Origin of the sequence: Roseococcus thiosulfatophilus (genome assembly GCF_017311575.1) — a bacterium.
GTDB classification, from domain to species: Bacteria; Pseudomonadota; Alphaproteobacteria; order Acetobacterales; family Acetobacteraceae; genus Roseococcus; species Roseococcus thiosulfatophilus.
The window spans coordinates 74,954-101,210 of sequence record NZ_JAFFQY010000003.1; the positions used below are offsets into that span (position 1 = coordinate 74,954).

The 26,257-nt window shown below is 71.7% G+C and carries 25 protein-coding genes; 12 read left to right on the top strand and 13 right to left on the bottom strand.

Annotated elements, in window-relative coordinates; translation table 11 throughout:
* Positions 1 to 35: 35 nt before the first annotated feature.
* Positions 36 to 1,139: an alpha-hydroxy acid oxidase gene (locus JTN19_RS02060; protein ID WP_206929796.1), complete on the top strand. Its 1,104-nt coding sequence runs from the start codon at positions 36 to 38 to the stop codon at positions 1,137 to 1,139.
* Positions 1,140 to 1,206: 67 nt separating this feature from the next.
* On the opposite strand, the gene JTN19_RS02065 is transcribed toward JTN19_RS02060, so the two are convergent.
* From JTN19_RS02065 to dctP, 4 genes are all read right to left on the bottom strand, one after another.
* Complete coding sequence (locus tag JTN19_RS02065; RefSeq protein WP_206929798.1) at positions 1,207 to 3,336, bottom strand: acetate--CoA ligase family protein; 2,130 nt, start codon at positions 3,334 to 3,336, stop codon at positions 1,207 to 1,209.
* A gap of 123 nt (positions 3,337 to 3,459) precedes the next feature.
* On the bottom strand, positions 3,460 to 4,740 hold the full coding sequence (locus JTN19_RS02070) for a TRAP transporter large permease subunit (RefSeq protein WP_206929800.1): 1,281 nt from the start codon (positions 4,738 to 4,740) through the stop codon (positions 3,460 to 3,462).
* Positions 4,737 to 5,216 carry a TRAP transporter small permease gene (locus JTN19_RS02075; protein WP_206929802.1) on the bottom strand — a complete coding sequence of 160 codons (480 nt, stop codon included), beginning with the start codon at positions 5,214 to 5,216 and terminating at the stop codon, positions 4,737 to 4,739. Before JTN19_RS02075 ends, JTN19_RS02070 begins: the two co-directional genes overlap by 4 nt.
* Entirely contained in the window at positions 5,216 to 6,238 is a 1,023-nt protein-coding gene (dctP, locus tag JTN19_RS02080; RefSeq protein WP_206929818.1) for a TRAP transporter substrate-binding protein DctP, read from the bottom strand. Before dctP ends, JTN19_RS02075 begins: the two co-directional genes overlap by 1 nt.
* A gap of 102 nt (positions 6,239 to 6,340) precedes the next feature.
* Here dctP and JTN19_RS02085 point away from each other — a divergent pair, with 102 nt between their 5' ends.
* Both JTN19_RS02085 and JTN19_RS02090 read left to right on the top strand, forming a co-directional pair.
* Positions 6,341 to 7,030: an SDR family NAD(P)-dependent oxidoreductase gene (locus JTN19_RS02085; protein WP_206929820.1), complete on the top strand. Its 690-nt coding sequence runs from the start codon at positions 6,341 to 6,343 to the stop codon at positions 7,028 to 7,030.
* Positions 7,027 to 8,571, top strand: a complete 1,545-nt coding sequence (locus tag JTN19_RS02090; protein ID WP_206929829.1) for an acyl-CoA synthetase — start codon at positions 7,027 to 7,029, stop codon at positions 8,569 to 8,571. The genes JTN19_RS02085 and JTN19_RS02090 overlap by 4 nt, the downstream gene beginning before the upstream one ends.
* Here the strand turns inward: JTN19_RS02090 and JTN19_RS02095 are convergent.
* From JTN19_RS02095 to JTN19_RS02110, 4 genes are read right to left on the bottom strand one after another with little or no spacing between them, the layout of a single operon-like run.
* Entirely contained in the window at positions 8,568 to 10,667 is a 2,100-nt protein-coding gene (locus JTN19_RS02095; protein ID WP_206929831.1) for a hypothetical protein, read from the bottom strand. The genes JTN19_RS02090 and JTN19_RS02095 overlap by 4 nt on opposite strands.
* Positions 10,664 to 13,357: a DUF4159 domain-containing protein gene (locus JTN19_RS02100; RefSeq protein ID WP_242530781.1), complete on the bottom strand. Its 2,694-nt coding sequence runs from the start codon at positions 13,355 to 13,357 to the stop codon at positions 10,664 to 10,666. Before JTN19_RS02100 ends, JTN19_RS02095 begins: the two co-directional genes overlap by 4 nt.
* On the bottom strand, positions 13,354 to 14,226 hold the full coding sequence (locus JTN19_RS02105; RefSeq protein ID WP_242530782.1) for a DUF58 domain-containing protein: 873 nt from the start codon (positions 14,224 to 14,226) through the stop codon (positions 13,354 to 13,356). Before JTN19_RS02105 ends, JTN19_RS02100 begins: the two co-directional genes overlap by 4 nt.
* The gene (locus JTN19_RS02110; RefSeq protein WP_206929833.1) at positions 14,219 to 15,214 is read right to left on the bottom strand and encodes an AAA family ATPase; all 996 of its coding nucleotides are present in this window, start codon (positions 15,212 to 15,214) and stop codon (positions 14,219 to 14,221) included. The genes JTN19_RS02105 and JTN19_RS02110 overlap by 8 nt, the downstream gene beginning before the upstream one ends.
* A gap of 211 nt (positions 15,215 to 15,425) precedes the next feature.
* On the opposite strand from JTN19_RS02110, the gene JTN19_RS02115 reads away from it, so the two are divergent.
* From JTN19_RS02115 to JTN19_RS02135, 5 genes are read left to right on the top strand one after another with little or no spacing between them, the layout of a single operon-like run.
* Entirely contained in the window at positions 15,426 to 15,980 is a 555-nt protein-coding gene (locus tag JTN19_RS02115; RefSeq protein ID WP_340643262.1) for a DUF1285 domain-containing protein, read from the top strand.
* Positions 15,977 to 16,561, top strand: a complete 585-nt coding sequence (locus JTN19_RS02120; protein ID WP_340643256.1) for a CoA pyrophosphatase — start codon at positions 15,977 to 15,979, stop codon at positions 16,559 to 16,561. The genes JTN19_RS02115 and JTN19_RS02120 overlap by 4 nt, the downstream gene beginning before the upstream one ends.
* Before the next feature lie 39 nt (positions 16,562 to 16,600).
* Complete coding sequence (locus JTN19_RS02125) at positions 16,601 to 16,852, top strand: hypothetical protein (RefSeq protein ID WP_184383122.1); 252 nt, start codon at positions 16,601 to 16,603, stop codon at positions 16,850 to 16,852.
* Positions 16,853 to 16,856: 4 nt separating this feature from the next.
* Positions 16,857 to 18,026: a CCA tRNA nucleotidyltransferase gene (locus tag JTN19_RS20305; RefSeq protein WP_340643257.1), complete on the top strand. Its 1,170-nt coding sequence runs from the start codon at positions 16,857 to 16,859 to the stop codon at positions 18,024 to 18,026.
* A gap of 9 nt (positions 18,027 to 18,035) precedes the next feature.
* Positions 18,036 to 19,796 (top strand): ABC transporter ATP-binding protein, encoded by a 1,761-nt coding sequence (locus tag JTN19_RS02135; protein ID WP_206929836.1) that lies wholly within the window; start codon positions 18,036 to 18,038, stop codon positions 19,794 to 19,796.
* A 55-nt stretch (positions 19,797 to 19,851) separates the two neighbouring features.
* On the opposite strand, the gene JTN19_RS02140 is transcribed toward JTN19_RS02135, so the two are convergent.
* From JTN19_RS02140 to JTN19_RS02150, 3 genes are read right to left on the bottom strand one after another with little or no spacing between them, the layout of a single operon-like run.
* Positions 19,852 to 20,193 (bottom strand): DMT family transporter, encoded by a 342-nt coding sequence (locus tag JTN19_RS02140; RefSeq protein ID WP_206929838.1) that lies wholly within the window; start codon positions 20,191 to 20,193, stop codon positions 19,852 to 19,854.
* Complete coding sequence (locus JTN19_RS02145) at positions 20,190 to 21,149, bottom strand: glycosyltransferase family 2 protein (RefSeq protein ID WP_206929840.1); 960 nt, start codon at positions 21,147 to 21,149, stop codon at positions 20,190 to 20,192. Before JTN19_RS02145 ends, JTN19_RS02140 begins: the two co-directional genes overlap by 4 nt.
* Positions 21,146 to 21,922, bottom strand: coding sequence for a class I SAM-dependent methyltransferase (locus tag JTN19_RS02150; RefSeq protein ID WP_340643258.1), 777 nt, complete (start codon positions 21,920 to 21,922; stop codon positions 21,146 to 21,148). The genes JTN19_RS02145 and JTN19_RS02150 overlap by 4 nt, the downstream gene beginning before the upstream one ends.
* A 146-nt stretch (positions 21,923 to 22,068) precedes the next feature.
* Here JTN19_RS02150 and JTN19_RS02155 point away from each other — a divergent pair, with 146 nt between their 5' ends.
* From JTN19_RS02155 to JTN19_RS02165, 4 genes are read left to right on the top strand one after another with little or no spacing between them, the layout of a single operon-like run.
* A complete protein-coding gene (locus JTN19_RS02155; RefSeq protein WP_242530783.1) occupies positions 22,069 to 22,818 on the top strand; it encodes a DMT family transporter in 750 nt (249 codons plus the stop codon).
* 5 nt (positions 22,819 to 22,823) lie between these two features.
* Complete coding sequence (locus JTN19_RS19975) at positions 22,824 to 23,018, top strand: hypothetical protein (protein ID WP_242530784.1); 195 nt, start codon at positions 22,824 to 22,826, stop codon at positions 23,016 to 23,018.
* Entirely contained in the window at positions 23,002 to 23,895 is an 894-nt protein-coding gene (locus tag JTN19_RS02160) for a DMT family transporter (RefSeq protein ID WP_206929842.1), read from the top strand. The genes JTN19_RS19975 and JTN19_RS02160 overlap by 17 nt, the downstream gene beginning before the upstream one ends.
* Complete coding sequence (locus JTN19_RS02165; RefSeq protein WP_206929852.1) at positions 23,892 to 24,773, top strand: MBL fold metallo-hydrolase; 882 nt, start codon at positions 23,892 to 23,894, stop codon at positions 24,771 to 24,773. The genes JTN19_RS02160 and JTN19_RS02165 overlap by 4 nt, the downstream gene beginning before the upstream one ends.
* On the opposite strand, the gene JTN19_RS02170 is transcribed toward JTN19_RS02165, so the two are convergent.
* Both JTN19_RS02170 and JTN19_RS02175 read right to left on the bottom strand, forming a co-directional pair.
* Positions 24,756 to 25,451, bottom strand: coding sequence for an NUDIX hydrolase (locus JTN19_RS02170; protein ID WP_242530785.1), 696 nt, complete (start codon positions 25,449 to 25,451; stop codon positions 24,756 to 24,758). The two genes, JTN19_RS02165 and JTN19_RS02170, sit on opposite strands and share 18 nt — an antisense overlap.
* Positions 25,444 to 26,256, bottom strand: a complete 813-nt coding sequence (locus JTN19_RS02175) for a nitroreductase family protein (RefSeq protein WP_206929863.1) — start codon at positions 26,254 to 26,256, stop codon at positions 25,444 to 25,446. Before JTN19_RS02175 ends, JTN19_RS02170 begins: the two co-directional genes overlap by 8 nt.
* Position 26,257 lies beyond the last annotated feature (1 nt).

The following is a 26,257-nucleotide window of genomic DNA, read 5'->3' on the forward strand; positions in this document are numbered from 1 at the left end:
CCCGCCTAGCGTCATCCTGAAACGGGAGGTGCTCCATGAGCGAGAGGCTGAATTCCAACGAGTTGGATGGCGGCAAATATCTGGTCCTGCATGAATTCGTGAAGGCAGCGAAGCAGAAGCTGAACGCGAACATCTGGGACTACCTGATCGGCGGCACCGAGACCGAGACGACGCTGGCCCGCAACCGCATGGCGATCGACACGGTCGCGCTGCGGCCGCGCGTGCTGAACGATGTCTCGCGCGTGGACACGGGCGTGGATTTCTTCGGCCACCGGATTCGCCTGCCGGTGTTCCTCGCCCCCGTGGGGTCGCTGGAAAGCTTCGAACCCGGCGGCGGCGCCAGCGTGGCGAAGGGTGCCGGCGACTACGGCGTGCCCTACATGCTCAGCAGCGTGAGCAAGCCGGGCCTGGAGGAGACGGCGGCCGCCGGGCGCGGGCCGCGCGTCTTCCAGCTCTATGTCCGCGGCGGCGACGACTTCGTGGACGATTACGCGAAGCGCGCCATCGCCGCCGGCTACGACGCCTTCTGCATGACGGTGGACACCGCCCATTACAGCCGGCGCGAGCGCGACATGGCCAAGCGCTTCGTCAAGACCTGGCGCGCCGCCAACACGGGCATGGACCACCAGGCCGCACTGTCCTGGCGCGAGGTCGCGCGCTTCAAGGAGAAGCACAAGATCCCGCTGATCCTGAAGGGCATCGGCACCGGCGAGGACGCCGCCATCGCCTGCGAGCATGGGGTGGACGTGATCTACGTCTCCAACCATGGCGGGCGGCAGCTGGATGGCGGGCGCGGCTCGCTCGACGTGCTGCCCGAGGTGGTGGAGGCCGTGGCCGGCCGCGCCAAGATCATGGTGGATGGCAGCTTCAGCCGAGGCACGGACTTGGTGAAGGCCGTGGCCCTGGGCGCGGATTGGGTGGGGCTGGGGCGCCTCTACCTCTACGGGCTGGCGGCGGAGGGCGCCTCGGGTGTCAGCCGCGTGCTGGAAATCCTGGAGGACGAGACGACCAAGGCGCTCGGCCTGACGGGCGTGAACGGCTTCGGCGAGTTGACGCGCAAGCATGTGCATCTGGGCGCGCCGCCGGTGGTGTTCCCCAACGTCCACAGCGCATTCCCGCTGTTGCGCGAAGGATACTGAAACCTTGCTGCGCGGCTGATCACGCGGCCCCGGTGCAACCCACCGGGGCCGATCAGACGCGATGGCTTCAGCCGTTCAGCTTCATCAGCCCGTCCACCGCCACGCACCCATCGGCGCGGCAGACCAGCGGGTTGATCTCGGCCTCCTCCAGCCGGTCGCCGGCGGCCGCGGCGAAGGCCGAGAAGCGGGCGATGGCATCGGCCACCGCCGCCACATCCACCTTGGCCGCACCACGGAACCCGTCCAGCAGCGGCCAGGCCTTGAGGCGCTTGAGCATGGCCATGGCACCCTCGGGCGAGACGGGCGCCACTTCCAGCGCGACATCCTTCCACAGCTCCGCCTGCACGCCGCCCAGGCCCACGAGCACCATGACGCCGAACTGCGGATCACGCCGCGCGCCGAGGATGAGCTCGACGCCCCGCGCCTCCATGCGCTGGACCAGCACGCCATCCACCCGCGCGCCCGGTGCGTGCTTCGCCGCGCCATCCTTGATGCGTGCGAAGGCGGCGGTGATGGCGCCGGAATCGCCCAGGTTGAGCTGCACGCCACCCACCTCGGTCTTGTGGGCGATGTCGGGGCTGTCCACCTTCAGCACCACCGGATAGCCCAGGCTCTGGGCGGCCTTCACCGCCTCATCCGCCGTGGCGGCGCGGAGTTCGCGCACCACGGGCAGGCCAGCCTCGGCGAAGGCGGTCTTGGCGGCGGCTTCCATCAGTGTGGCGGCGCCAGCGGGCAGCTTCGCGGCGGCCGCTGCCGCCGCGGCATCAGGCGTGGCCGGCGCCGGCTTGGGGTCATGGTGATGGAACCACAAGCGCAGCGCATTCATCATCCGCCGCATCGAGCGGAAGAGCACCAGGTTGGGCGAGACATCGGCCGCCTCGGCGCCCGGCCCCTCCAGGCTTTCCGGCACCCAGGCGATGCAGATGGGCTTGCCGGTCGCGGCCGCCATCGGCTGCATCGTCTTCATGCGGGCCGGCGTCGCACCGGGGGCAGGGTTGTGATAGACCACCGGGAAGACGACGGTCGCATACTGGTCGTCATTCAGCATCGCCAGCATGCAATCCTCGAAGTACTTGGGATTGGTGGCGACCTGGGCGGTCATGTCGCAGGGGTTGCGCGGGCTGCCGAAATCCGGAAGCGTGGCGCGGAAGATGGCCTCCGTCGCCGGCGCGGGCTGGGGCAGGGCAAGGCCCGCGAACTCGGCATGGTCGGCCGCCATGATGCCAGCGCCGCCCGATGGCGTGAGAATTCCCACGCCGCGCGCCTTGGGCGGACCGGCTTTTGCGAAGAAGCCGGCCGTCTCCAGCAGGGCGTCGAAATCCTCGACCTCCAGCATGCCCGCGCGTTCGAAGCCCGCACTCCAGGCCGCCGTGCTGCCCGCCAGGCTGCCCGTGTGCGACATGGCGGCCTTGGCGCCGATCTCGCCGCGACCGAGCTTCAGGACGACGATCGGCTTGCCGGCCTTGCGCGCCAATTCGCCTAGTCCAAAGAGGCGCCGCGCATCGCGCAGCCCTTCCACGGCCAGCGCGATGGAGCGGCATTCGGGCATGGAGAGCTGGAAGGCCACGAGGTCACAGACATCGAGGTCGGTGGCATTGCCCGCGGTGGCCATATGGCACATGGCGAAGCCGCGCTCGGCCGCCTGCATCAGCGCATAGCCGAGCGCGCCCGACTGGCTGACGACGCCCACGCCGCCGGCGGGTGCGGTCATCTTGAAGTAGTCGGGCATGAAGGTGGCGCCCGCGCGCTGCGTGTGGTCGCAGAAGCCCAGGCAATTGGCGCCGAGCAGCGGGAAGCCCAGGGCGCGCGCGGTGTCGCGCAGCTCCTGTTCCTCGACCGCGCGCTCGGGCAGGTCCGTCTCGCCATAGCCGGAGGCGTAGAGCACCGCACCGCCGCCGCCCTTCTTCGCCAGCGCCTGCACGGCGGCCATCACGCCGGTGCGGGGCAGGGCGATGACGGCCGAATCGGGCGCGCCCGGAAGTTCGTCCACCGAGGCGTAGCAGGGGCGGCCATGCAGTTCCTGCCCTGCATATTTCGGGTTCACGCACCACACCGGCCCGTCGAAATTCGCCATGTTCTGCACGGTGCGCGCGCCGAAGCCCGTGGCCTCGCCGGAGACGCCGATCACGGCCATGCTGCGGGGGGCGAGAAGGCGTTTCAGGCTGCGCGGGTCGCGCAGGGGCTCGATGTCCGGCATGGCGGTTTCCTCAACTGCTGTTGGCCGTATTCCGAAGCGAAATCATGCGCTCGGCAACCCCCCGGCGCGCCTGTCGGGCGGCAGATTGACGCCTTGGGCAAATCCGCCCGAGGCGACCCGTCGCTAAAGCATCCCCATGCTGCGCGGCAGCCACAGCGCGATGCCCGGCAACGCGATGACCAGCGCCAGCGCCGCCAGCATGGCCAGCACCATCCAGCTCACCCAAGGGATGGTGGTCTGCATGGAGACGCCCGCGATGCGGCAACTCACCATCATGTTCACCGCCATGGGCGGCGTGAACTGCCCTATCGCGATCTTCATGGTGAGGATGATGCCGAACCAGGTCGGGTCCCACCCGAAATGCCGCGCGATGGGCAGCAGCAGCGGCAGCAGGATGAGGAAGATGGAGATGCCGTCCAGGAACATCCCCACCACGATCACCAGCACCACCAGCAGTGCCAGCGTGCCGTATTCGCCCAGGCCCAGGATCGCCTCCACCACCGGCTGCACCATGCCCAGCGTGGAGGTGGCCCAGGCGAAGACGGTGGCGAGTGCGACCACCATGAGGATGACGGCCGAAATCTCGCCCGCCTCTACCAGGATTTCGTAGAGGTCGCGCAGCGTCAGGCTGCGATAGATCACGAAGCCCACGAACAGCCCGTAGAAGACGGCCATGACCGCGGCCTCGGTCGGCGTGAAGGCGCCGATGCGCATGCCGCCCAGGATGACCACGGGCGCCATCAACCCCCAGAAGGCCTCGCGGAAGGCGCGCCACACGGAAAGCCCGCCCCGGTCGGGGTTGCGCCCGCCGAAATCCCGCAACCAGGAAATCAGCAGGATGGGCACCAGGATCGCCACGCCCGCCAGCAGGCCCGGAAACAGCCCCGCCATGAAGATGGCCGGCACCGAGACGCCGGGCACCATCACCGCATAGATGATGAAGGCGATGGAGGGCGGGATCAGGATGTCCACCGCCGCCGCCGCCCCCACCACGCTCGCGATGAAGGGGCGCGGATATCCGTCCCGCACCATGCCATCCGTCATCACCTTGCCCACCGCCGCCGCCGTGGCGGGGCCGGAGCCCGAGATGCCGCCCATCACCATCGCCACCAGCACCGAGACGGAAGCGAGCGCCCCGCGCCCCGCCCCCACCAGCGTGGTGGCAAAGCGCACGAGGCGCAGCGCCACCCCCGCGCGGTCGAAGACGCAACCCACCAGGATGAACATGGGCAGCGCGATCAGCGGGTATTTCGCGATGCCGGCATAGACGTTGGTGGGCATGGCCATCATCGCCTGGTCCGACAGCACGATGGCCGCGGCACCGGCGAGTCCGAGTGCCACCCCGATCGGCACGCCCCCCAGCAGCATCACCAGGAAGGCCGCGAAGAGGATGCCGCCCGTCACGCGTCCTCGCCCCGCAGCAGCCGCCAGATGCGCCCGGCCGCGCGCCCCATCACCAGCAGCGCCAGCAGGGGCAGCCAAACCGAATACAGCCATTGCGGGTGGCCGAGCCCGGGCGAGAGCGCCTCGAAGCGATACTCGTCCCAGGCCATCCACCCGCCATACCAGGCGAGCAGCGCGAAGCAGAAGAACAGCAGCGCCATGCCCGCGATCTCGGCCCGGCGCTGCCCGCGCGGCGAGAGCTTGCCCGTCAGCCAGTCAATGCGGATATGCCGCCCCGTGGCGGTGGCGAGAGCCGTGCCGACCAGCGTCACGATCACGATCAGCGCCACCGAGTATTCCTCGGTGAAGGCGAGCGAGACATCGGTCAGATAGCGCGTGACCACGTTGGCCAGCGTGATCAGCGCCATGGCCCCCATGCCGGCCGCCAACAGCACCCGCTCCAGCGAGAGCGGCAGGCGGGTGCGCGGTTCCTCCATCAGGACAGCGCGCGGATGGCGGCCTCGGCCTTTTGCACCAGCCCGGTGCCGATGCGGCTGGCCCAGCGCTCGTGCACGGGGCGCAGCGCCTGGGCGAAGGCGCGCTTCTCCTCCACGCTCAGCACGGTCACCTCCACGTTGCGGCGGCGCAGTTCCTGGAGTGCCGCGTCATCCGTGCCGGGGATGCCGAGGCCCGCGCGGGCCAGGCGGATGTTGTTCGCCGCGGCCTCGCGCGCGCAGTCGCGCAGCAGCGCCTGGTCCTCGGCGTTGAAACTGTTCCAGACGGATTTGGAGACGCCGAAGATCAGCGCGTCGTTCACATAGTTCCAGATGGTCATGTGGCGCTGCGCCAGCGTGTCCATGCGGAAGGCGAGGAAGAGGTTGACCGGGTTCTCCTGGCCATCCACCGCGCCGGAGCTCAGCGCCGGCTGCAGGTCCGCGAAGGACATCTGCAGCGGGTTGGCGCCCATGCCGGTGAAGATGTCGTTGAAGATGGCGCCGGCGGCGAAGCGGATCTTGAGGCCCCGCAGATCGGCCGGCGTGCGGATGGCGCGGCGGGAATTGCTGATCTCGCGGAAGCCGTTCTCGCCGAAGGCCAGGCCCACCACGTCGCGGCCATCCATCACCTGCATGATGTCGCGACCGACCTCGCCATTGATCAGCGCGTCGAAGGCGCGGTGGTCGGGCATCAGGAAGGGCAGCTGGAAGACGCCGGCCTCGCGCACCTGGGGCGCAATGTTGATGGTGCTGAACACGCACATGTCGATGACGCCCTGGCGCATGGCCAGCAATTCGCGCGTCTGGTCGCCGCCCACGAGCTGGCTGCCCGGATAGACGCGCACATTGATGCGCCCGCCGCTGCGTTGCGTCACCAGTTCGGCCCATTGGAAGGCGCCCTCGGCGAAGGGGATGGGGCGGTTGCCCACCACCGAGAGCTTGTATTCGGGCCGGTAGGTCTGGGCGGCCGCGATGGCGGGGGCGGCCAGCGCGGAGGCCAGCAGCAGGCTGCGACGGGTGGTCATTCGGGCGGTCCCTCCAGGACGGGTGCGGCTTGCGCCGTCTGTGTCCCCGCAGAATGATGAACCAAAGGGCGCGCGGCAAGCGCCCAGGCGAGGGAGAGGGTCATGGCGGGTCTGGTGGCGGTGACGGGTGGCGCTTCTGGAATCGGGGCGGCGGTGGCCGAGGCGGTGCGGGCGGCGGGCGGCCGCGCCGCGGTGGCCGACCTCAACGCGGGCGAGGGCGCGACGCGCCTCGACGTGACCGATGATGCCGCCGTCGCCGCCTGGATGGAGGGGCTCGCGGGCCTCACGGGCCTGGTCTGTGCCGCCGGCATCTCGGCCAATACGCCAAGCCTGACGGCCGCCCCCGCCAGCTTCCGGCGCGTGCTGGAGGTGAACGTCACCGGCAGCTTCCTCGCGGCCCAGGCGGCGGCGCGGCGGATGGAGAAGGGCGGTTCCATCGTCTTCATCGCCTCGGTCTCGGGCCTCGTCGGCATGGCCGACCGCGTGGCCTATTCGGCCTCCAAGGCCGCGGTCATCAACATGGCGGCGGCCATGGCGGTGGACCTCGCCCCGCGCGGCATCCGCGTGAACGCCATCTGCCCCGGCCCTGTCGAGACGCCCATGGTGCGCGAATTGCACGATCCCGCGACCCGCGCCGCCTGGCATGCCCGCGTGCCGCTGCGTCGCTATGCGGAACCCGAAGAGATCGCGCAGATGGCGTTGTTTCTGCTCGACCCCGCGCGCAGCGGCTACGTCACGGGCCAGGCCATCGCGGTGGATGGCGGCTTTTCGACGGCCGGGCTGATGCCGTGATCCCCGCGGCCAATCTCGGGCGGCTGTTGACCTGGACAGCGCGGCGCCTGCCTGATGCGCCGGCTCTGCGCTGGCGCGACCGCGTCTGGTCGTGGGCCGAACTCGACGAAAGGGTGGACCGCCTGGCCGCCGCCCTGCGTGCCCAGGGGGTGGCCCCGGGCGACCGCGTGCTGGTCCATTCGCGCAACTCCAATGTGATGTTCGAGGCGGTCTGGGCCTGCTGGAAGGCTGGCGCCGTCTTCGTCCCCACCAATGTCCGCCTGACGCCGGCCGAGGCGGCCTATCTGGGTGCCGCCTCGGGCGCGGTCGCCATGCTGCGCGACCACGGCTTCGCCGCCCATGCCGATGCGGTGCGCGAGGCAAGCCCCGCCTGCCGCCTGGTCCTGGCCGTGGGCGATGCGCGGCCGGACGAGCAAGATGTCGAGGCGTTGATCGCCGACACGCCCCGCCCGCCCGCCGACCATGAGGCGGATGTGGCGCCGGACCACCCCGCCTGGTTCTTCTTCACCTCCGGCACCACCGGCCGGCCCAAGGCCGCGGTGCTGACCCATGGGCAGATGGGCTTCGTGGTGAACAACCACCTGGCCGACCTGATGCCGGGTCTCACGGAGCATGATGTCTCGCTGGTCGTGGCCCCGCTAAGCCATGGCGCGGGCATCCATGCGCTGGCCCAGGTGGCGCGCGGCGCCTGCTCCATCCTGCTGCCCGGCGAGCGGATGGACGCAAGCGAGGCCTGGCGGCTCATCGCGGCGCATGGCGTCACCAACATGTTCACCGTGCCCACCATCCTGAACATGCTGGTGGCCAATCCCGACGCCGCGCCGCACGCGCTGCGCCACGTGATCTATGCGGGGGCGCCCATGTACCGCGCCGACCAGAAGCGCGCGCTGGAACGGCTCGGCCCCTGCCTCGTGCAGTATTTCGGCATGGGCGAGGTGACGGGCAACAGCACCGTGCTGCGCCCGGACCAGCACAGCCTGGACGATGCCGACCCGCGCGCGGGAAGCTGCGGGGTGGCACGCACGGGGATGGACCTCGCCATCCTGGACGCCAACGGCCGGCGCCTGCCGCCAGGCGAGACGGGCGAGATCTGCGTGCGCGGCCCCGCGGTCTTCGCGGGCTATCACGACAATCCCGAGGCCAATGCCGCCGCCTTCCGAGATGGCTGGTTCCACACTGGCGACCTGGGGCATCTCGATGCCCAGGGCTTCCTCTTCATCACCGGCCGGGCGTCGGACATGTTCATCTCGGGCGGATCGAACGTCTATCCGCGCGAGGTGGAGGAGGCGCTGCTGACCCACCCGCAGGTGCTGGAATGCGCCGTGGTCGGCATCCCGGACGCGAAATGGGGCGAGGTGGGCGTGGCCTGCGTGGTGCCGCGCGGGGCCGCCCCCGACCCCGCGGCGCTGCTGGCGCACCTCGCGCCCCTGCTTGCGCGCTACAAGCACCCGCACCGCTTCGTGTTCTGGGACGAACTGCCGAAGTCGGCCTATGGCAAGGTGCCGAAGTCGCTGCTGCGTGGGAAGCTCGAAGCCCCTTAACGCGCCTCCCTGCGCCACCCCATCACCGCCACCCCCAGCAGCAGCGCCAGAGCGAGCCAGGGCGGCAGCAGCGGCATGGCGGCGATGCCCGTCACCGTGTGGTCCTCGCGCTGGCGCAGGCCGATCCAGCCCGAGCCCGCCGCATCCCGCCCCGCCGCCACCCGGCGGATGTCGGGAATGGCCGGTCCGCCGCCCACATAGCGGGCGGCCCCGCCGGTGGCCGAAACCACCGGCCGCATCAGCGCGGGGTCGGCGCGAAGATCCGCGAATTCCGGCGGGTTGGCGGGCATGGCGGCGGCGAAGGCCTGGCGCCGCCCATCGCTGACCTGCCATAGCCCGGGCTGGTCGGCCGGGGCCTCGCCCACGGCGCGGCCGCTGCCGGCCTCGCCGGAAAGCGCAAGCCGGCTCGTCGTGCCGTCCGGGGCCGTGACCGTCACCTCCGGCGGCGCCGCGCCTTCCACGCTGCGGCGCTGGACCAGGAGGCGGCCCTCCTCGATGCGGGCGGTCAGCGCCTCCTCCTCCAGCTCGGGCTCGCGCATCAGCCAATGGGCCACGCGGCGCAGCAATTCCTGCTGCGGCCCGCCGCCATCATAGCCGCGCGACCAGAGCCAGATGTGGTCCGACAGCATCAGCGCCACGCGGCCCTGGCCCACCCGGTCCAGCACCAGCAGCGGCGCGCCCTGGGCGCCCTCCATCACGGTGGTGCCGGCCCGCGCCTCCGTGCGGATGGTGCGGTACCAGCGGCCCCAGGCGGCCTGGGTGCCTTCGTCGGGATTGGCGCCGGTCAGCCCCTCGGTCACGGGATGGCGCGCGCCGGGCAGCGTCACCCGCGGGCGAAAGGGCTGCTCGGCGATGGCCTGGGCGGGGCTGAGCGGCCGTGCCGGCAGCACCGCCCCCAAGGGCGTGTTGGCGAGGCTGGTGCCCCCCACATATTCAGGCCCCACCGACAGCAGCAGCGCGCCCCCCTGGCGCACATATTCCGCGATGTTGCGCATGTAGCTGGGCGGGAGGATGCCGCGATTGGCGAAGCGGTCGAAGATGACCAGGTCGAATTCGCGCAGCTTCACCTGGAACAGCTCGCGCACCGGAAAGGCGATGAGCGCGAGTTCGTTCAGCGGCGTCAGATCGTCCTTCTCCGGTGGGCGGAGAATGGTGAAATGCACCAGATCCACGCCCGGATCGGCCTTCAGCAGCCGCCGCCAGGTGCGCTGCCCGGCATGGGGTTCGCCACTGACCAGCAGCACGCGCAGCCGGTCGCGCACGCCATTGATGGTGACGACGACGCGGTTGTTCACGTCGCTCACCTCGTCGGGCCGCGCCTCGGCCATGATGTCGATGACCGAGGGGCCTGCGCGCTCGATGGGCACGGAGATGCGGTGCTCCTGCCCCACCGGCACGCTCTGCGTCACGGGCGCCGCACCGTCGCGGCGCAGGGTCAGGCGCGTGCTGCCCTCGGGGCGGGGGTCGCCCAGGTCCTCCACGATGAGGCGCAGCTCCACCTCGCGGCCCACGATGCCGAAGCCGGGCGCCTCGATCAGGCGGATGCGCCGGTCCACCTCGCCCGCGCGGCCGGGCATCAGGACATGGACGGGCACGCCCTCGCCGGCGGACCATTGCGCATCGGTGGGCGCGTCATGCACCTGCCCGTCCGACAGCATGATGACGCCCGCGAGCCGCGCGGCCGGCACATCGGCGAGCGCGCGGTCGAGGGCCGCGAAGCCGCGCGTGCCCTGGGTGCCACCCTCCTCGATCTCGGCCACGCGCAGTTCCACGTCGCGCAGCCGCGCGATGCGGGCCTCGATGGCGGCGCGCGCGGCCTCCAGCGCATCGGGCCGCCCGCGCACCGTCGCCATGCTGGCCGATCGGTCCAGCAGTAGCAGGGCGATGTCAGGCCGTGTTTCGCGCGTCTGCTCGACAAGGCGCGGTCCCGAGAGCGCCGCGATGAGCAGGGCAAAGGCGGCGGCCCGCCACCACACGCCCCGCGCCCCGCGCCAGAAGGCCGGCACCAGCACCAGCAGCGCAAGCGCGGCCAGCGCCCCGATCAGCCAGAGCGGCAGGACGGGGGCGAGGTCGAAGGTCAGCGCGGTTCCGGTCAATTGCCGAGCCTTTCCAGGATGGCGGGCACATGGACCTGGTCGCCCTTGTAGTTGCCCGTCAGCGCGTAGATCACGAGGTTGGCCCCGAACCGGTAGGCCAGGGTGCGCTGCCGTGCGCCCCCCGGCACGGCCGCATGGATATTCTGCCCGCCCGCATCCACCGCCCAGGCGCCCGCCCAGTCATGCCCGCCGATCACCACGGGGCTTACGCTGTCATTGGCGCGGTCCTGCTCGCGACTGACCCAGACGGTGCCGCCGGTGAAGCGGCCGGGCAGGTCGGCCAGCAGATAGAAGGCGCGGCGCAGCACATGGTCCTCGGGCACCGGGGCGAGGGGCGGGATGGCGAGGCCCTGCGTGACGCGCCGCAGCGCCGCCCGCGCGCCGGGGGCGAAGCCTTCGCCCGAGCCCTCGTCGCGCGTGTCGAAGAGGATGATGCCGCCCTGGCGCATGAAGGTGTTCAGCGCCTCGACGGCCGCGGCATCGAGCGCCGCGGCATCCGGCCGCACAGTGAAATAGAGCAGGGGGAAGAAGCTGAGGTCGTCCCGCCCCGGCACCACCCCCACGGGCTCGGCCAGGGCGGCCGCGGTGCGGCGGTTCACGAAATCCGACAGGCCGGCGAGGCCCTGGTGCATGATCTGGTCCGTGCCGGCATCGCCGGTGACGACATAGGCGAGGCGCGTGACCAGCGCGTGCTCCCCGGGCTCGGCCGGCTGGGCCTGGGCGGCGCCGGGCAGCAGCAGGGCCAGCGCCAGACCTGCCGCCCGCACGGGCCCCAGCAGCCCGCGCAGCCGCAGCGAGGCCAGCAGGTCCACCATCAGTAGCACCAGTGCCGCCGCCAGCAGCCAGGGGCCGAGATCCTGCTCGGGCGGAATGCCCGCGATGGAGCGCAGCGTGGTCCCGGCGGGTGGCGCGGCGTGCAGCACAGGGGCGGGCAGGGTGGCGCCGAGGTTCAGCGCGCGCCGGAAGCCCTCCGGCCCCTGGGTGCCATACCAGCCGGGCGGGTGCCGGGCGGAGGGAATGGGGTCATCCCCGGGTGCCAAGGGCTGGGCGCCGGGGGGCGGGGTGGCGAGGCGCCCGAAGCCGTCCAAAGCCTCCAGCGGCGCCAGCATGCCCTCGCCCTCCTGCCCCGAGACGCCGGCCGAGAGCGCCACCAACCGCCGCAACATTTGCACAAAGAGGCCCGAGAGCGGCAGGTCCGACCATTCGGCGGTGGCGGTGACGTGGAACAGGACGATGCGCCCCTCGCCGCGCGATTCCGCCGTGACCAGCGGCGTGCCATCCGCCAGCCGCGCCCAGATGCGCTCCGCCAGCCGTGCCGAGGGCTCGGCCAGGACCTGGCGCGAGATGCTGACTTCGGCCGGCACGGGCAGGCCGGCAAAAGGCGAGCCTTCCGGGAAGGCGGCCAGGCGCTGGGGCTGCTCCCAGGAGAGCGCGCCGCCCAATTGCCGCTCCGCGCGCAGGGGCACGGGCAGAAGGGTGTCGGGCCGTTCCGCCAGGCGGGCGCCGGCGAAGCGGATCAGCGTGCCGCCCTCGTTCACGAAGCGCGTCAGCGCATCCAGCTCGGCGCCCGGCGCGATGGGCCGGTCGGCCAGGATCAGCACGGAGAGGGGGCGGGCCAGCAGGCGTTCGGCCGTGTCGCGGCGCAACTCGGCATAGGGGGCCAGCGCCCGTTCCAGGTAGAACAGATCCCCGATCAGGGGCGTGTCGGCCGTTTCCTCCGCGCCGGGCAGCAGGCCCACGGGGCGCCGGCGGAAGCGCTCGTCCAGCAGGACCACCGCACCCGGCCCGGCCTCGCCCGCCAGGTCGAGGCGGAAGACGCGGTTGCGGATTTCGGTGGGCAATTCCAGCACCGCCTCGCCCTCGGTGGCGCCGGCGGCGAGGCGGAATTCGGCCTGGGCCAGGGCGCGCCCATCCTGGCCGCGGGCGATGACCTGCGCCTCGCTCGGCGCACCCACGGGGGATTGGCGCAGCGTGACGCGCAGGCTGTCGCCCTCGGTGCGCGGCGGGCTGAGCAGCCGCACCGGGCGGCCATCGGCGCGGGCCAGGGTCAGCGGGCCGAGGGTGGCGAGGCGCGCCATCAGCGCCTCCGCCGCCGGGTCCGCGCGGTGGGAGAGGCCGTCGGAGAGATAGATCGGCGTCACCGCCCCTGGCGCCTGGGCGCGCCAGGCGTCGAGGGCGGCGAGCGCCGCCGCCCGGTCCGGCGCCCAGGCGCGCGGGCGCAGCGCGGCGAGGCGCGGCGCCAGATCCTCGGCCGGCATGGGCCCGATGACACGGGGCGGCTGCGCGCCCTCGCCCGGGGTGGTGGCGAGCAGGGCGGTGGGCCTTCCCTCGCGCCCCGCGCGGTCCAACTCCGACTGCGCGATGGCAATTCGCAGCGGCCAGTCGGGCCCGGAGGCCCAGCCATCATCCACCACCAGCAGCAGCGTGCCCGAACCCTGCGCCGCGCCGCCCGGCCCCCAGACCGGCCTCGCCAGGCCGAGGATGAGCAGGGCGGCTGCCAGCAGCCGCAGCAGCAGCACCCACCAGGGGGTGCGGGCCGGCGTTTCCTCGGTCAGCGGCAGGTCGCGCAGCAGGATGGCGGCGGGGAAGGCCTGGCGGCGCGGCTGCGGCGGGGTGACGCGCAGCAGCCACCACAGCACCGGCAGGGCGGGCAGGGCCAGCAGCAGCCAGGGGGCGGCGAAGCTGATCATGGCGTGGACCCCATGGCCTGCCACAGCGCGAGCAGTGCGGCCTGTGGCGGATGGTCGGTGCGGTGGGTGAGGAAGCCCCAGCCCGCCGCGCGCGCCATGGCGGCCAGGGCCGCGCGGTGCGACGCGAGACGCTCGGCATAGAGGCCGCGCACATTCTCCACGCGCGGAACCACCAGCGGCGCCTCGCCCTCCAGCCCCTCGAAGACCACGCGGCCGTGGTAGGGGAGGGTCTCCTCGGCCGGGTCCAGCACTTGCACCATCTGCCCGCGCAACGGCCGGGCGCCGAAGGAGGAAATCGCCGCCTGCACCTGCGGCAGCGGCTGCAGGAAATCGCCGAACATGACCAGGCGCGCGTGGCGGGGCAGGGTGGCGTCCGCCTCGGGCGCCGCCATGCCCGGGCGCAGCAGCGCCGCTGCCAGGGCGGGCAGCGCGGCCCGCCCCATGAAGGCGCGGCCCTGGCCGGGCAGCAGCCGCACCCGCTCGCCGCCGCGCAGCAGCAGCGAGGCGAGCGCCAGCAGCAGCAGATCCGCGCGCTGCGCCTTCGGCGCCAGCCGCTTGTCGGAGCGCCATTCCATCGAGGCGGTGGGGTCGCGCCAGAGCAGCACGGTCTGCGCGGCCTCCCACTCCGTCTCGCGCACATAGAGCCGGTCGGAGCGCGCACTCTGCCGCCAATCCACGCGCGAGGCGGCATCGCCCGCCGTATAGGGGCGGAACTGCCAGAAGGCATCGCCATGGCCGGCACGGCGGCGTCCGTGGACGCCCTGCATCACGGTGCTGGCCACGCGGTCGGCCTCGACCACCAAGGCGGGCAGGCGGGCGGCCGCCGCCTCCGCGGCCGCGGCGGTGAGGCGGGGCGCCGCCTCAGCCAATGGAGGCCTTCAGCGCGGCGATGACCTCGGAAAGCTTCACCCCATCGGCCCGCGCCGAGAAGGACAGCGCCATGCGGTGCCGCAGCACGGGTTCGGCGAGCGCCAGCACATCCTCGACACTGGGCGAAAGCCGGCCATCCAGCACGGCGCGCGCGCGGGTGGCCAGCATCAGCGCCTGGGCGGCGCGGGGGCCGGGGCCCCAGGCCAGGTTCTCGCGCACCTCGCGCAGCCCGTCCTCGGAGGGGCGGGCGCCGCGCACCAGCTTCAGGATGGCGTCCACCACCTGCTCGCCCACAGGGATGCGGCGGATGAGGGATTGGGCGGCGACCAGCTCGGCGCCCGTCAGCACGGGGACGGGCTTCGCCTCCGCGGCGCCGGTGGTGGCGAGCAGCATGGCGCGCTCGGCGGCCTCGTCCGGGTAGACGACCTCCACCTCCAGCAGGAAGCGGTCGAGCTGCGCCTCGGGCAGGGGGTAGGTGCCTTCCTGCTCGATCGGGTTCTGGGTCGCGAGCACATGGAAGGGCTCGGGCAGGGGCAGGATACGGCCGCCGATGGCCACCTTCCGCTCCTGCATGGCCTGGAGCAGCGCCGATTGGGTGCGCGGGCTGGCGCGGTTGATCTCGTCCGCCATCAGCAGCTGGCAGAAGATGGGGCCGGGCAGGAAGCGGAAGGCGCGCTTGCCTTGCGCGTCCTCCTCCAGCACCTCGCTGCCCAGGATGTCGGCGGGCATGAGGTCCGGCGTGAACTGCACCCGCCGCTCGCCCAGGCCCATGACGGTGCCCAGCGTCTCGACGAGCTTCGTCTTGCCGAGTCCCGGCACGCCCACCAGCAGCACATGCCCGCCGGAGAGCAGGGTGATCAGCGTCTGCTCGACCACATCCTCCTGCCCGAAGATGACCCGGCCCACGGATTCCCGGGCCATTTGCAGCCGGGCGCCGAGGGTTTCGATCTCGGCCAGCAGGGAATCTGCGTCGGACACTTCACCCATGCGGTTACGGTTCCCATATTGCTGTTGAGGAGAGATTGGGGATGCAGTGCCTCGGCGCCAGCCCTTTTTCCCTCCTTCGCGACGATGACCACTCATGCTTTGCACGTCAGGGAAGCCTATGCCGCCGGAACGTCGGAACAAAGCTCCGAATGGAGGCACACGGGAGGGAACGGTTCCGGAATGGGCCCGTGGACCGACCCAGGGCACGACGCTGACGGGCGCGAGCAGCCCGCCGTCCCGCCCCAAACACGACTGCGGCGACCTCGACATGCGGATCGCGCGGGACGGGACCTGGTTCTACAAGGGCAGCCCCATCGGCCGTAAGGAGTTGGTCTGTCTCTTCGCCTCGGTGCTCAAGCGCGAACCCGATGGCTCCTATCTCCTCGAGACCCCGGTCGAACGCGGCCGCATCACCGTCGAGGACGCCCCCTTCGTCGCCGTCGAGATGGTCTGGCGCCATTGCGATTGCGGCACCGGCCTCGCCCCCCAGCAATGCCTGACCTTCCGCACCAATTGCGATGAGGTGGTCACGGCGGGGCGCAAGCATCCCATCCGCATCCAGCTCGACCGCCGCACGCGGGAGCCCCGGCCCTACGTCACCATCCGCCCCGGGCTCGAGGCCAAGATCAACCGCGCCGTCTTCTATGAGATGGTGGCGCTGGCCGTGACGGAGCGCATGGACGGGCGCGAGATCATGGGTGTCTGGAGCGAGGGGGTCTTCTTCCCCATCGACGAGGTCACCGCCCTCGACATGGCCGCGGAGTGAGCCCAGGCGAACTGCGCGACCGCCTCACCCGTCCCGGAGTGTTCGAGGCGGCGCCAGCCATCCCGGCCGACCAACCCGATGCCGCCACGCGGCTCTGCGCCGTGCTGGTGCCGCTGGTGCTGCATGACCACGGCCCTTCCGTGTTGCTGACGCGGCGGGCCGCGCATCTTTCCTCCCATCCCGGCCAGGTGAGCTTCCCCGGCGGCCGCATCGAGCCGGGCGAGACGCCCGAGCAGGCCGCGCTGCGCGAGGCGATGGAGGAGGTGGGGCTGGACCCCCGCTGGCCCGAACTGGCCGGGCGCATGCCCGTGCAGCGCACCCTCACGGGGTTCGAGATCACGCCCGTCATCGGCCTGCTGCGGCCGGGCTTCTCCCTGCAACCAGACCCGGGCGAGGTGGCCCTGGCCTTCGAATTGCCGCTGGCCACCGTGCTCGACCCCGCCGCCCCGCGCCGCGAACGCGCGGAATGGAAAGGACAGTTGCGCGAATACTGGGTCTGGCCACATGAGCAGGAGTTCATCTGGGGCGCCACCGCCACCATCCTCGTCGAACTCGCGCGGGCCTTGAGGGGGCAGGGCTGAGCGACCGCCCGCGCGCCACTTCTCCAGGGGTTTCCATTCATGGGCGTTGTATTCGGACTGATCCTGTTCCTGTTGCCCTTCGGCATCTACGCGCTCTGGTGGTATCTCGCGGGCCAGCAGGAGGGCATCACGCCCCCGCCGCTCGTGCTGGGGCTGGCGGGCATCGCGGTGGTGATGACGGTGGGGCTGGCCTTCTATTATGGCCTGTCGCGCAGCATCGACCGTGACGAGGATTATGTGCCCGCCCGCATCGAGGGCAGCACCCCGCCCCCGGTGCAGCGCCAGCGCTGATCCCGTGACCGCCCCCGCTTTCCTGGCCGACCCCGCGCCGCGCGCCATCTTCGCGGCGCTGCCAGGGGCGCGCGCGGTGGGGGGCTGCGTGCGCGACCACCTGGCCGGACTGCCGGTGCACGACATCGACATGGCCGCGCCCTTCCCGCCGGAGGAGATCACCCGCCGCCTCAAGGCCGCGGGCTTGCACGTCTTCGAGACGGGGCTCGCGCATGGCACCGTCACCGCCGTGCTGAATCGCGCGCCCATCGAGGTGACCTCGCTGCGGCGTGACGTCGTGACCGATGGCCGCCATGCCGAGGTCGCCTGGACCACCGACTGGAACGAGGATGCCGCCCGGCGGGACTTCACCATCAACGCCATGTCCATGGAGGGCGATGGCACGCTGCACGACCCCTTCGACGGCGTGGCGGATCTTGCCGCGCGGCGGGTGCGCTTCGTGGGCGATGCGGCGACCCGGCTGGCGGAGGACTATCTCCGCGCCCTGCGCTTCTTCCGCTTCCAGGCCCGCTATGGCGGCCCGGTGCCCGATGCCGAGGCATTGGCCGCCATCCGCGCCGCCGTGCCCGGCCTGGCCCGCCTTTCCGCCGAGCGGGTCTGGAGCGAGATCAAGCGCCTGCTGGCCGCGCCCGACCCGCGCGCCGCCCTCACGCTGATGGCAAAAAGCGGCGTGCTGCCCGCCATCCTGCCCGAGGCCGGCGCGCCCGCGCGGCTCGATGCCGCCATGGCGCGGGGAGAGGGGGATGTGCTGCTGCGCCTAGCCCTGCTGCTGCCGGTGGGCACGGACATCGCGGCCCTGGCGCGCCGGCTGAAATTCTCGGGCGAGGAGGCGGCGCGGCTGCGGGCCCTGCACGCCACCGGCGCCGTGCCCGCCGACCCGTCGGACCCTCGCGCCCGCCGGCGCTTCGCGGCCGAGGTGGCGGCGCGCGGCCATGCGCGGCCCGGGGAGGTGGCCCTGGTGGCCGCCGCGCAGGGGCGCGGCGACCTTGCCCCCCTGTTCGACCTCGGGCCGGGGCCGGAATTTCCGCTCCAGGGCCGGGATGCGCTGGCGCTGGGCGTGCCGCCCGGCCCGCGCGTCGGCGCCCTGCTGGCCGCGACCCGCGCCTGGTGGCTGGAGGGTGGGGCCGAGGCCGATCGCGCGGCCTGCCTGGACCACCTTCGCGGCATGCTTTAGCCCGGGGCGATGCCTGTAACCCCCTTGGCCGAAGCGGCCTCGCTGCCCCTCATCCGCCGCCTCTGGCGGGACCATCTGGTGCATGAGCGCCGGCGCTTCTTCCTGGCCATGGTCTTCACCCTGGGGCTGGCGGCGAGCACGGCGATCTATCCCATCATCATCCAGCAGGCCTTCGACCTCTTCACCGCGGGGCGGACCGAGGCGCTGGTCTGGCTGCCCCTGGTCATCATCCTGGCCACCTCGCTGCGGGCGGCCTTCATGTATCTCCAGCAGGTCAACCTGCACGGGGCGGCGCTGGGCACCATCGAGCACATCCAGAACGGGCTGTTCGGCGCGCTGACCCGCGCGGACTACGCCACCATCGCCGCCGAGGCGCCGGCGCGGCAGGCCATGCGCTTCACCACCGACGCCGCCGCCATCCGCGAGGCCATCGCGCGCAGCCTGAACGGTGCCGGGGATGCGCTGACCATTGTGGGGCTGGTGGCCTCGATGCTTTGGCTGGATTGGCAATTGGCGCTGATGGCGGCGCTTCTCTATCCCATCGCGGCCTGGCCCATCGCCGTCATCGGCAAGCGGGTGCGGCGGGCGGCGCGGGGCATGCAGGACCGGGCGGGCGACACCTCGGCCCTGCTGAACGAGAGTTTCGCGGCCGCCCGCGTGGTCCGCACCTACCGGCTGGAGGCGCAGGAGGAAGGGCGCGCCCGCCAGGCCTTCGCGGCGCTGCGCGAGAGCCTGCTGCGCATCGTCCGCGCCCGCGCGCGCGTGGACCCCATCCTGGAAGTGCTGGGCGGGCTGACGGTCGCCCTGGTCCTGCTGGTGGTGGGCTGGCGGGTGACCACGGGGCAGGGGACGATCGGCGAGTTCACGGGCTTCGTGGCCGCCGTACTGATCGCGGCGCGCCCGGTGCGCGCGCTGGGCAGCCTGAACGCCGCCTTGCAGGAGGGGCTGGCCGGCCTCAACCGCGTCTTCGGCGTGATGGACACGCCGCGCCGCGTGACCGACGCGCCCGAGGCGCGCCCGCTGCCCGCGGGGCGCGGTGCCCTGCGCTTCGAGGGGGTGGGCTTCCACTACCCGGGCAGCGAGATCCCGGCCATCGAGCGGCTGGATTTCCTGGCCGAGCCCGGGCAGACCGTCGCGCTGGTCGGGCCGTCCGGCGCGGGGAAATCCACCGCCATCGCCCTGCTTCCGCGGCTGCATGACGCGACGGCCGGGCGCATCCTGCTGGATGGGGCGGATGTGCGGGAGGTGACGCTGGCCTCGCTGCGCGACGCCATCGCCTTCGTGGGGCAGGAGGCGGTGATCTTCGACGACACGGCGCTGGCCAACATCGCCTGCGGCCGGCCTAGCGCCACCCGCGCGGAGGTCGAGGAAGCCGCGCGCGCCGCCCAGGCCCATGCTTTCCTCGAAGCCTTGCCGCAGGGCTACGATACGGTGCTGGGCCCCGGCGGCGGGCGGTTGTCTGGCGGGCAGCGCCAGCGCGTGAGCCTGGCCCGCGCACTGCTGCGCGACCCGCGCGTGCTGCTGCTGGACGAGGCCACCAGCGCGCTGGACGCGGAGAACGAGGCCGCGGTGCAGGAGGCGCTGGCCCGGCTGCGCCAAGGGCGCACCACGCTGGTCATCGCGCATCGCCTGGCCACCGTGCAGAACGCCGACCGTATCGTGGTGATGAGCGAGGGGCGCGACGTGGAGCAGGGTACCCATGCCGAACTGATGGCGGCGGGCGGGGTTTATGCGCGGCTGGTGCGGACCCAGGCCTTCACCGCCGAATGACCCTTTGCGCGGCCGATTCACGGCGCCGGCAGAACGCCGCCGCCGATCGGACGCGTCAGGCCGTCGCCAGCAGCACCACCCCCGTCGCGATGAGGAAGATGGCGGCCAGCTTCTGCGCCCCCAGCGGCTCCTGGAAGAAATACCAGCCGATGGCCGCGATCACGACATAGCTCGCGGCCGTGCAGGGCAGGGCCACGCTCATCGGGATGCGGCGCAGCGCCAGGATGTAGAGCAGGGCGCCGGCGCCATAGAAGCCGATGCCCAGGATGGTCTGCCAGCGCAGCAATTGCAGGAAGAAGGACATCTGCGCCGCCGCGTCCGCGCCGGCCTTCAGCAGCACCTGCCCCACCAGCGACGAGGAAATGGCCGCGGCCAGGGCCGCCCAGTAGAAGCTCATTCCGCGCGGACCGGGGCGCGTGCCTGGATGACCTCGCGCACCACCCCCTGCGGCTTGCCATTCGCTGAGAGGAAGGCCCGGCCGACATACTCACCCAGTAGCCCCAGCATCATGAATTGCGCGCCGGAGACCAGCAGAATCAGCACCATGGTCGAGGCCCAGCCCGAGGGCGTGTAGAAGAACAGCGCCTCGATCACCACCACCAGCGCCAGCAGGAAGCCGAGCGCCCCCATGGCCACACCCGCCATGGTGGCGAAGCGCAGCGGCAGGATGGAGAAGTTGGTGGCGAGGTTCAGCCACAGCCGCACCAGCCGCCGCATGGTGTAGTTGGAGCGGCCCTCGGCGCGCGGGTAATGCGCCACCTCGATGGAGGCGATGCGCTGCGTCACCTGCATGATGAGGCCGTCAATGTAGGGGTAGGGGCCGGTGTATTTCACGACCTCCCTGGCCACCAGGGCACTCATGCAGCGGAAGGAGGAGAGGTAGAGGTCCTTGGGCTTGTCCAGCAGGGAATCCGCCACCTTGTTGGCGAATTTGGAGCCGAGGTTGCGCCAGCCCTCGTGCTCCTTCTTCGCGTAGCGCGTGTAGACCACGTCCCAGCCGCCCAGCCGCGCATGGTCGTAGAGGCGGATCACCTCCTCCGGCGGGTTCTGCAGATCGTCGTCCATGTTGATGATGTAGGCGCCGCGGGCATGGCGCAGCCCTGTCAGCACCGCATTGTGCTCGCCGAAATTGCGTGCGTGCTCGACATAGGTCAGCGGCACGGTGGCGGTCTCGGCGAGGCGCCGGCAGACATCGCCGCTGTCATCGGGGCTGCCGTCATTCACCAGGACGATCTCGATGCCGCCCGCGGGCTTCAGGGCGGAGAGGGCCTCCACCAGCTTTCCCACCGTGGCGGCGCCACGATAGACGGGAACGACGATGGAAAGCCCCACGGGGTATTGGGTCTCGGTCATGGAACGGGTCCGGGCTTGCGGGCGGTGGCGAGGATGGACCCCCCGGCGGGGAAGCGCAGCCCCGCGCGAAGCATCGCGGATTCCAACGCGCAGATGCCGCTGAGGCTGCGATCGAGCCAGGGGGGGAAGGGCTTCACGTCGGAGGCGGCGTGGTCGTCGCGCTTCACCAGGCGCCGTTGCAGCAGCATCAGCGGCAGCAGCAGGCTGTTCCAGTGGCGGGGCGAAATCTCGGCAAGGCCCGCGGCGGCGAGCTTGCCCGCCACCTCACCCCGCGCATAGCGGCGCGCATTGTGGACCCGTGCGTCATGGGCCGAGCGCAGCCATTCGTGCGCGGGAAGGTTCAGCACCATCAGGCCGCCAGGCCGCAGCACGCGGGCGAATTCCGTGAGCGCCGCGGCTTCGTCCACGGCCGCGTGGCAGAGCACGTCCAGGCTGACCACCGCGTCGAAGCTGCCATCGGGAAAGGGCAGGGCGTTGACGGAGCCGGCGGCGATGGCCGCACCCGCCTTGGTGGCGGCGCGGCGGGCCGCCTCGGGCGCGTATTCGACGCCGAAGAGGGGCGCGGCGGGGCGGGCGGCGCGCAGCTTGGCCAGCAGCCCGCCGGTGCCGCAGCCGGCGTCCAGGATACGCGCATCGGCGGGCAGCGCGGCCAGCGCGGCCAGGGCATGGCCGTGCAGGCTGCGATACCACCACATGCGGTCCTCGACCGCATCCATCAGCGCGTATTCGGTTTGCTCCACGCTGCCCTTCTGTGCCCGGATCGTGGCGAACACCAGCCCCCATCATGGCAGGGGCAGGGCGGCGTTTCCCACTGATGGACAGTTGAGGGCGCAAGGGCGAAGACTGGCGTCGGACGCGCAAGGCGGGGACATGGCGCAGCAGCATGATGGGGGCCGGGTGAGGGCCTACGGAACGGCGGGTGCCGCGCTTGCGTAACGACCCCATTCCCGGCCGCTCCACCAGCGGCGAGGCGGCGGTGCGCGGCATCGCACTGGCGAGCCTCGGCTACTTCATCATCACCGGCGCCGATGCCGCGGTGAAATACGCCCTGCCCGAGATTGGCGTGGCGGGGGCCATGCTCTGGCGCGGGGTGGTGGGGGCAGCAGCCGTGGCCCTCATCGCGCGCGGCCGAGGGCTCTGGCCGCGCAACACGCGGCTCGTGCTCGGGCGGTCCTTCCTGCACTGCTCCGTCTCGGCGCTGTGGTATGTGGTTTGGCTGGCGGGGCTGGGCCTCGCGGATTCCTATGCCGTGGCGGCCGCCGCGCCCCTGCTGATGACACTGCTGGCCATTCCCATGCTGGGCGAGGCGGTGGGCTGGCGGCGCTGGATCTCCTGCCTGCTCGGCTTCTCTGGCGTGCTGTTCATGCTGCAGCCCGGCGGGGACCTGTGGCGGTGGGAGGTGGCGGTGCTGCTGGTCGCGGTGGTGGGGGTCGCGGTCAGCCGCATCTGGACGCGCACGCTGGCCAGCACGGATACGGCGGCCACCATCGCCTTCTGGCTGATGCTGATGCACATTCCGCTCGGCCTCGCGCTGCTGCCGGTGACGGCGCTGTGGCCGGAGGGGCGGGCGCCCAACCTCTTCCCCTCCTGGCCGCTGCTGCTGCTGCTGGTGTTCTTCGGCGTGTCCAACGCGGTGGCGCACCTGCTCTTCGCCCGGCCTATGCGCTGACGCGGGTGGCCTCGCTGGCGCCGCTGGAATACACCCCGCTGCTCTGGGGCCTGGTGCTCGGCTTCGTGATCTTCGCGGAGGTTCCGGCCTGGACCACCCTGGCCGGGGCCGCCGTGGTCATCGCCGCCGGCATCTACAACCTGCACCGCGAGCGCGTGCGCCGCGCCGAGGAAAGGGCGAGACATGGCGCTGCGTCATGATGCGAGGCGCGGGGCGCTGCTCATGCTGGGGGCCACCGCCCTGTTCACCCTGATGGGGGCGCTGGTGAAGCTGGTGGGTGACCGCATCCACTTCCTCGAGATCATGTTCTTCCGCAGCGTGCTGGCGCTGCCGGTGGTGCTGCTGATCGTGGCGCGGCTGGGCCAGGGGGTGCGGCTTCGCACCCAGCGCCTGCCGCAGCATGTGGGCCGCGCCGTGACGGGCACCATGGCGATGAGCTGCGCCTTCTTCTCGCTGACCGTGCTGCCGCTGGCCGAGCAGACGGCACTGACCTTCACCACGCCACTCTTCGTCACGCTGCTGGCCATCCCCTTCCTGGGCGAGCGCGTGGGCATCCATCGGTTCAGCGCGGTGCTGCTGGGCTTCGGCGGCATCCTCGTCATCGCGCTGGGGCAGGGGGCCTTCCAAGGCAGCATTAACCCCTGGATCGCGCTGGGCATGTCCATCGCGGTGCTGCACGGCGTGTTTTCCGCCATGACGACGCTGCTGGTCCGCAGCCTGTCCGCCACCGAAAGCTCCACCACCATCGTCACCTGGCAGTCCATCCTCATGACATGCTTCACGGGGCTGGCGCTTCCCTTCGTCTGGGTGACCCCCACGCCCTGGGAATTCCTGCTGCTGCTGGGGGTGGGCCTGGTGGGCGGCATCGCGCAGGTGATGCTGACGGAGGCCTATGCGTCCGCGCAGGTCTCCTCCCTCGGCGCCTATTCCTACACGGGCATTCTCTGGGCGGTGCTGCTGGGCTGGATCTTCTTCGGCGACACGCCCGGCATCGCGACCTTCGTCGGCGCCGGATTGATCGTGCTGGCCGCCCTCTACATCATGCAGCGCGAAATGCGCCGAGGAGTGAAGCGTTGAACGTCCCCTTCCTGCGAGACGACCCCCTCGAATACGGTGCGGTCGAGCACATCGCCCCCGGTGTGCGGCGGCTGCTGTGCAACAACCCCTCGGCCTTCACCTTCCGCGGCACCAACACCTACCTGATCGGCGGTGGCAAGTCGGTCGCGGTGCTGGACCCGGGGCCGGAGGATGCGGCGCATCTGCAGGCCATCCTGGCCGCGACCAGCGGTGAGACGATCACGCATGTCATCGTCTCGCACACCCACCGGGACCATTCGCCGGGTGCCCGCGCGCTGCAAGCCGCGACGGGCGCGCCGAGCTACGCCCATGGCCCGCACGCGACGCCGCCGCATGACGGGCAGGAAGGGGGCGACCATGACTTCATGCCCGATGTCCGCGTGCCCGATGGCGGCGCGATCGAGGGCGCGGACTGGCGCCTGACCGCGCTGTTCACGCCCGGCCATTGCGGCAACCATCTGTGCTTCGCGCTGGAGGGCACCGGCATCCTGTTCAGCGCCGACCATGTCATGTCCTGGTCCACCAGCGTGGTCAGCCCGCCCGATGGCGACATGCGCGCCTATCGCGACAGCCTGGCGAAGCTGCGCGCGCGCGATGGGCAGGACCGGCTCTACCTGCCCGGCCATGGGCCGAAGCTGCCCGACCCCATGCCCTTCCTCGATGCGTTGAACCTGCATCGGCAGAAGCGCGAGGCGCGCGTCGTGGCGGCCCTGCGCGAGCACGGCCCGGCGACGGCGGAAACGCTGATCGGCCCGGTCTATGGCCCGCTCGATCCGCGCCTCGTGCGTGCGGCGGGGCGGAGCCTGCTGGCGCAACTCATCATGCTGGAAGGCGAGGGCGCGGCCATCCGCGAGGGTGAGCTATGGCGCCTCGCTTGAGGGCCATTTGCGTTCCGCGGAGAAGCGGTCGCGGCCCTTGATGGCCATCAGCGCGCGGGCGTCGCGCGCTGGCTGGTCCATGGACAGCCAGGCCTGGAATTCCTCCAGGATCATCGCCGTGATCCGCATCACGGGCTGACCGGCGAGACCGGTGAGCGGGAAGAAGCGCAGCTCCTCCAGCTCGCCCGAGCCGCGCAGCTCGCCGTGCGCCGCGCTGGCGGGGGCCACCAGGAAGCGCGCATGGAAGCGGATGGGCCGGCCGGCCGGCGTGATGGCGCGGCTGAGATAGTCCATGCAGCCGAGGTCGGGCGCGACGCGGCCGCCTCGCATCTCGCCCAGCACCAGCGCGGTTTCCTCGTGCAACTCGCGCGCGGCGGCCACGGCCAGCGCACGGGCGAGGCTGGCCGGCGAGGAGAGCCGCAGCATGGCCAGCGTGGGGGCGCGCAGTTCTGTGAGGGCAGGCGCCTTGTAGTCGGTGCGGTCCACCCGACCCCCCGGAAAGACCAGCACGCCCGGCATGAAGCGCAGCGCATGGTGGCGCCGGCCCATCAGCACCTCGGGGCCGGAGGGACCGTCGCGCCACAGAACGAGGCTGGCGGCGTGGCGGGGATGGACCCGGCGGCGGGTGACGCCGGCCGCATCGGCGCTACCGGGGTTGTCGGCGGTGGGGTCAGTCAAGGGCGAAGCCGCGCGAGCGCAGCCAGGCCCGGAAGCCCGCGCGCTCCGGCACCGAGAGCTGGCGGGCGACGTTCTCGGTCCAGGTGCAGCCCTCGGGCGCCGGGCCATGGACTTCCGGATAGCGCGGCTTGGCGCGTTCGCGCCGCGCGTCATAGGCGGACAGCGCCTGCGCCTCACCGGACGCATCATAGCGTTCGCGGTGGATGGTAACGGAGGGCGGCAGGCGGGCGGAGGGTTCGTTGCGCGCCTCGGGCACGCCGAGCGTGAGCCCCGCGATAGGGAAGACGCCCTTGGGCAGGCCGAGCAGCGGCCCGACCTTCTCCATGTGGTTCCGCACGTAGGAGATGGGGCAGGTGCCCAGCCCCGCGGCATCGGCGGCCGCGATGGTCATCCCCATGGCGAGCGCGGCATCCACCGTCGCGTTCAGCACGGTGTCCAGGTTGTCATTGGCATGCTCGCGCCCCGCGCGGTCACAGATGTCGCGGCCACGGCGTACATCGGCGCAGAAGACGAGGAAGACCGGCGCCTGCTTGATCCAGGGCATGGTGCCGATCCAGTCCGCGATGGCCGCGATCTTGGCGGGGTCGCGCAGCACCACGACTGACCATTGCTGCATGTCGCTCTTGGAGGGGGCCGAGGATGCGGCGGCCAGCACCGTGTCCAGCAGCGCGTCGGAGACGGGCTCCGCGCGGTAGCGGCGCGTGACGCGACGGTCCAGCAGGGCGCCCAGCGCGTCTGGGATGTCGGCCGGCGGGTCGAAGGGGAGGTGGCCGTAGCGCGCCTCGATCAGCGGTTTCGGGTCCATG

Bases quoted from the DNA above. Each gene is read 5' to 3' on its own strand.
- JTN19_RS02060 (WP_206929796.1), top strand. From the start codon at position 36: ATGAGCGAGAGGCTGAATTCCAACGAGTTGGATGGCGGCAAATATCTG.
- JTN19_RS02065 (WP_206929798.1), bottom strand. From the start codon at position 3,336: ATGCCGGACATCGAGCCCCTGCGCGACCCGCGCAGCCTGAAACGCCTT.
- JTN19_RS02075 (WP_206929802.1), bottom strand. From the start codon at position 5,216: ATGGAGGAACCGCGCACCCGCCTGCCGCTCTCGCTGGAGCGGGTGCTG.
- dctP (WP_206929818.1), bottom strand. From the start codon at position 6,238: ATGACCACCCGTCGCAGCCTGCTGCTGGCCTCCGCGCTGGCCGCCCCC.
- JTN19_RS02085 (WP_206929820.1), top strand. From the start codon at position 6,341: ATGGCGGGTCTGGTGGCGGTGACGGGTGGCGCTTCTGGAATCGGGGCG.
- JTN19_RS02100 (WP_242530781.1), bottom strand. From the start codon at position 13,357: ATGATCAGCTTCGCCGCCCCCTGGCTGCTGCTGGCCCTGCCCGCCCTG.
- JTN19_RS02110 (WP_206929833.1), bottom strand. From the start codon at position 15,214: ATGGGTGAAGTGTCCGACGCAGATTCCCTGCTGGCCGAGATCGAAACC.
- JTN19_RS02125 (WP_184383122.1), top strand. From the start codon at position 16,601: ATGGGCGTTGTATTCGGACTGATCCTGTTCCTGTTGCCCTTCGGCATC.
- JTN19_RS02135 (WP_206929836.1), top strand. From the start codon at position 18,036: ATGCCTGTAACCCCCTTGGCCGAAGCGGCCTCGCTGCCCCTCATCCGC.
- JTN19_RS02140 (WP_206929838.1), bottom strand. From the start codon at position 20,193: ATGAGCTTCTACTGGGCGGCCCTGGCCGCGGCCATTTCCTCGTCGCTG.
- JTN19_RS02145 (WP_206929840.1), bottom strand. From the start codon at position 21,149: ATGACCGAGACCCAATACCCCGTGGGGCTTTCCATCGTCGTTCCCGTC.
- JTN19_RS02160 (WP_206929842.1), top strand. From the start codon at position 23,002: ATGGCGCTGCGTCATGATGCGAGGCGCGGGGCGCTGCTCATGCTGGGG.
- JTN19_RS02175 (WP_206929863.1), bottom strand. From the start codon at position 26,256: ATGGACCCGAAACCGCTGATCGAGGCGCGCTACGGCCACCTCCCCTTC.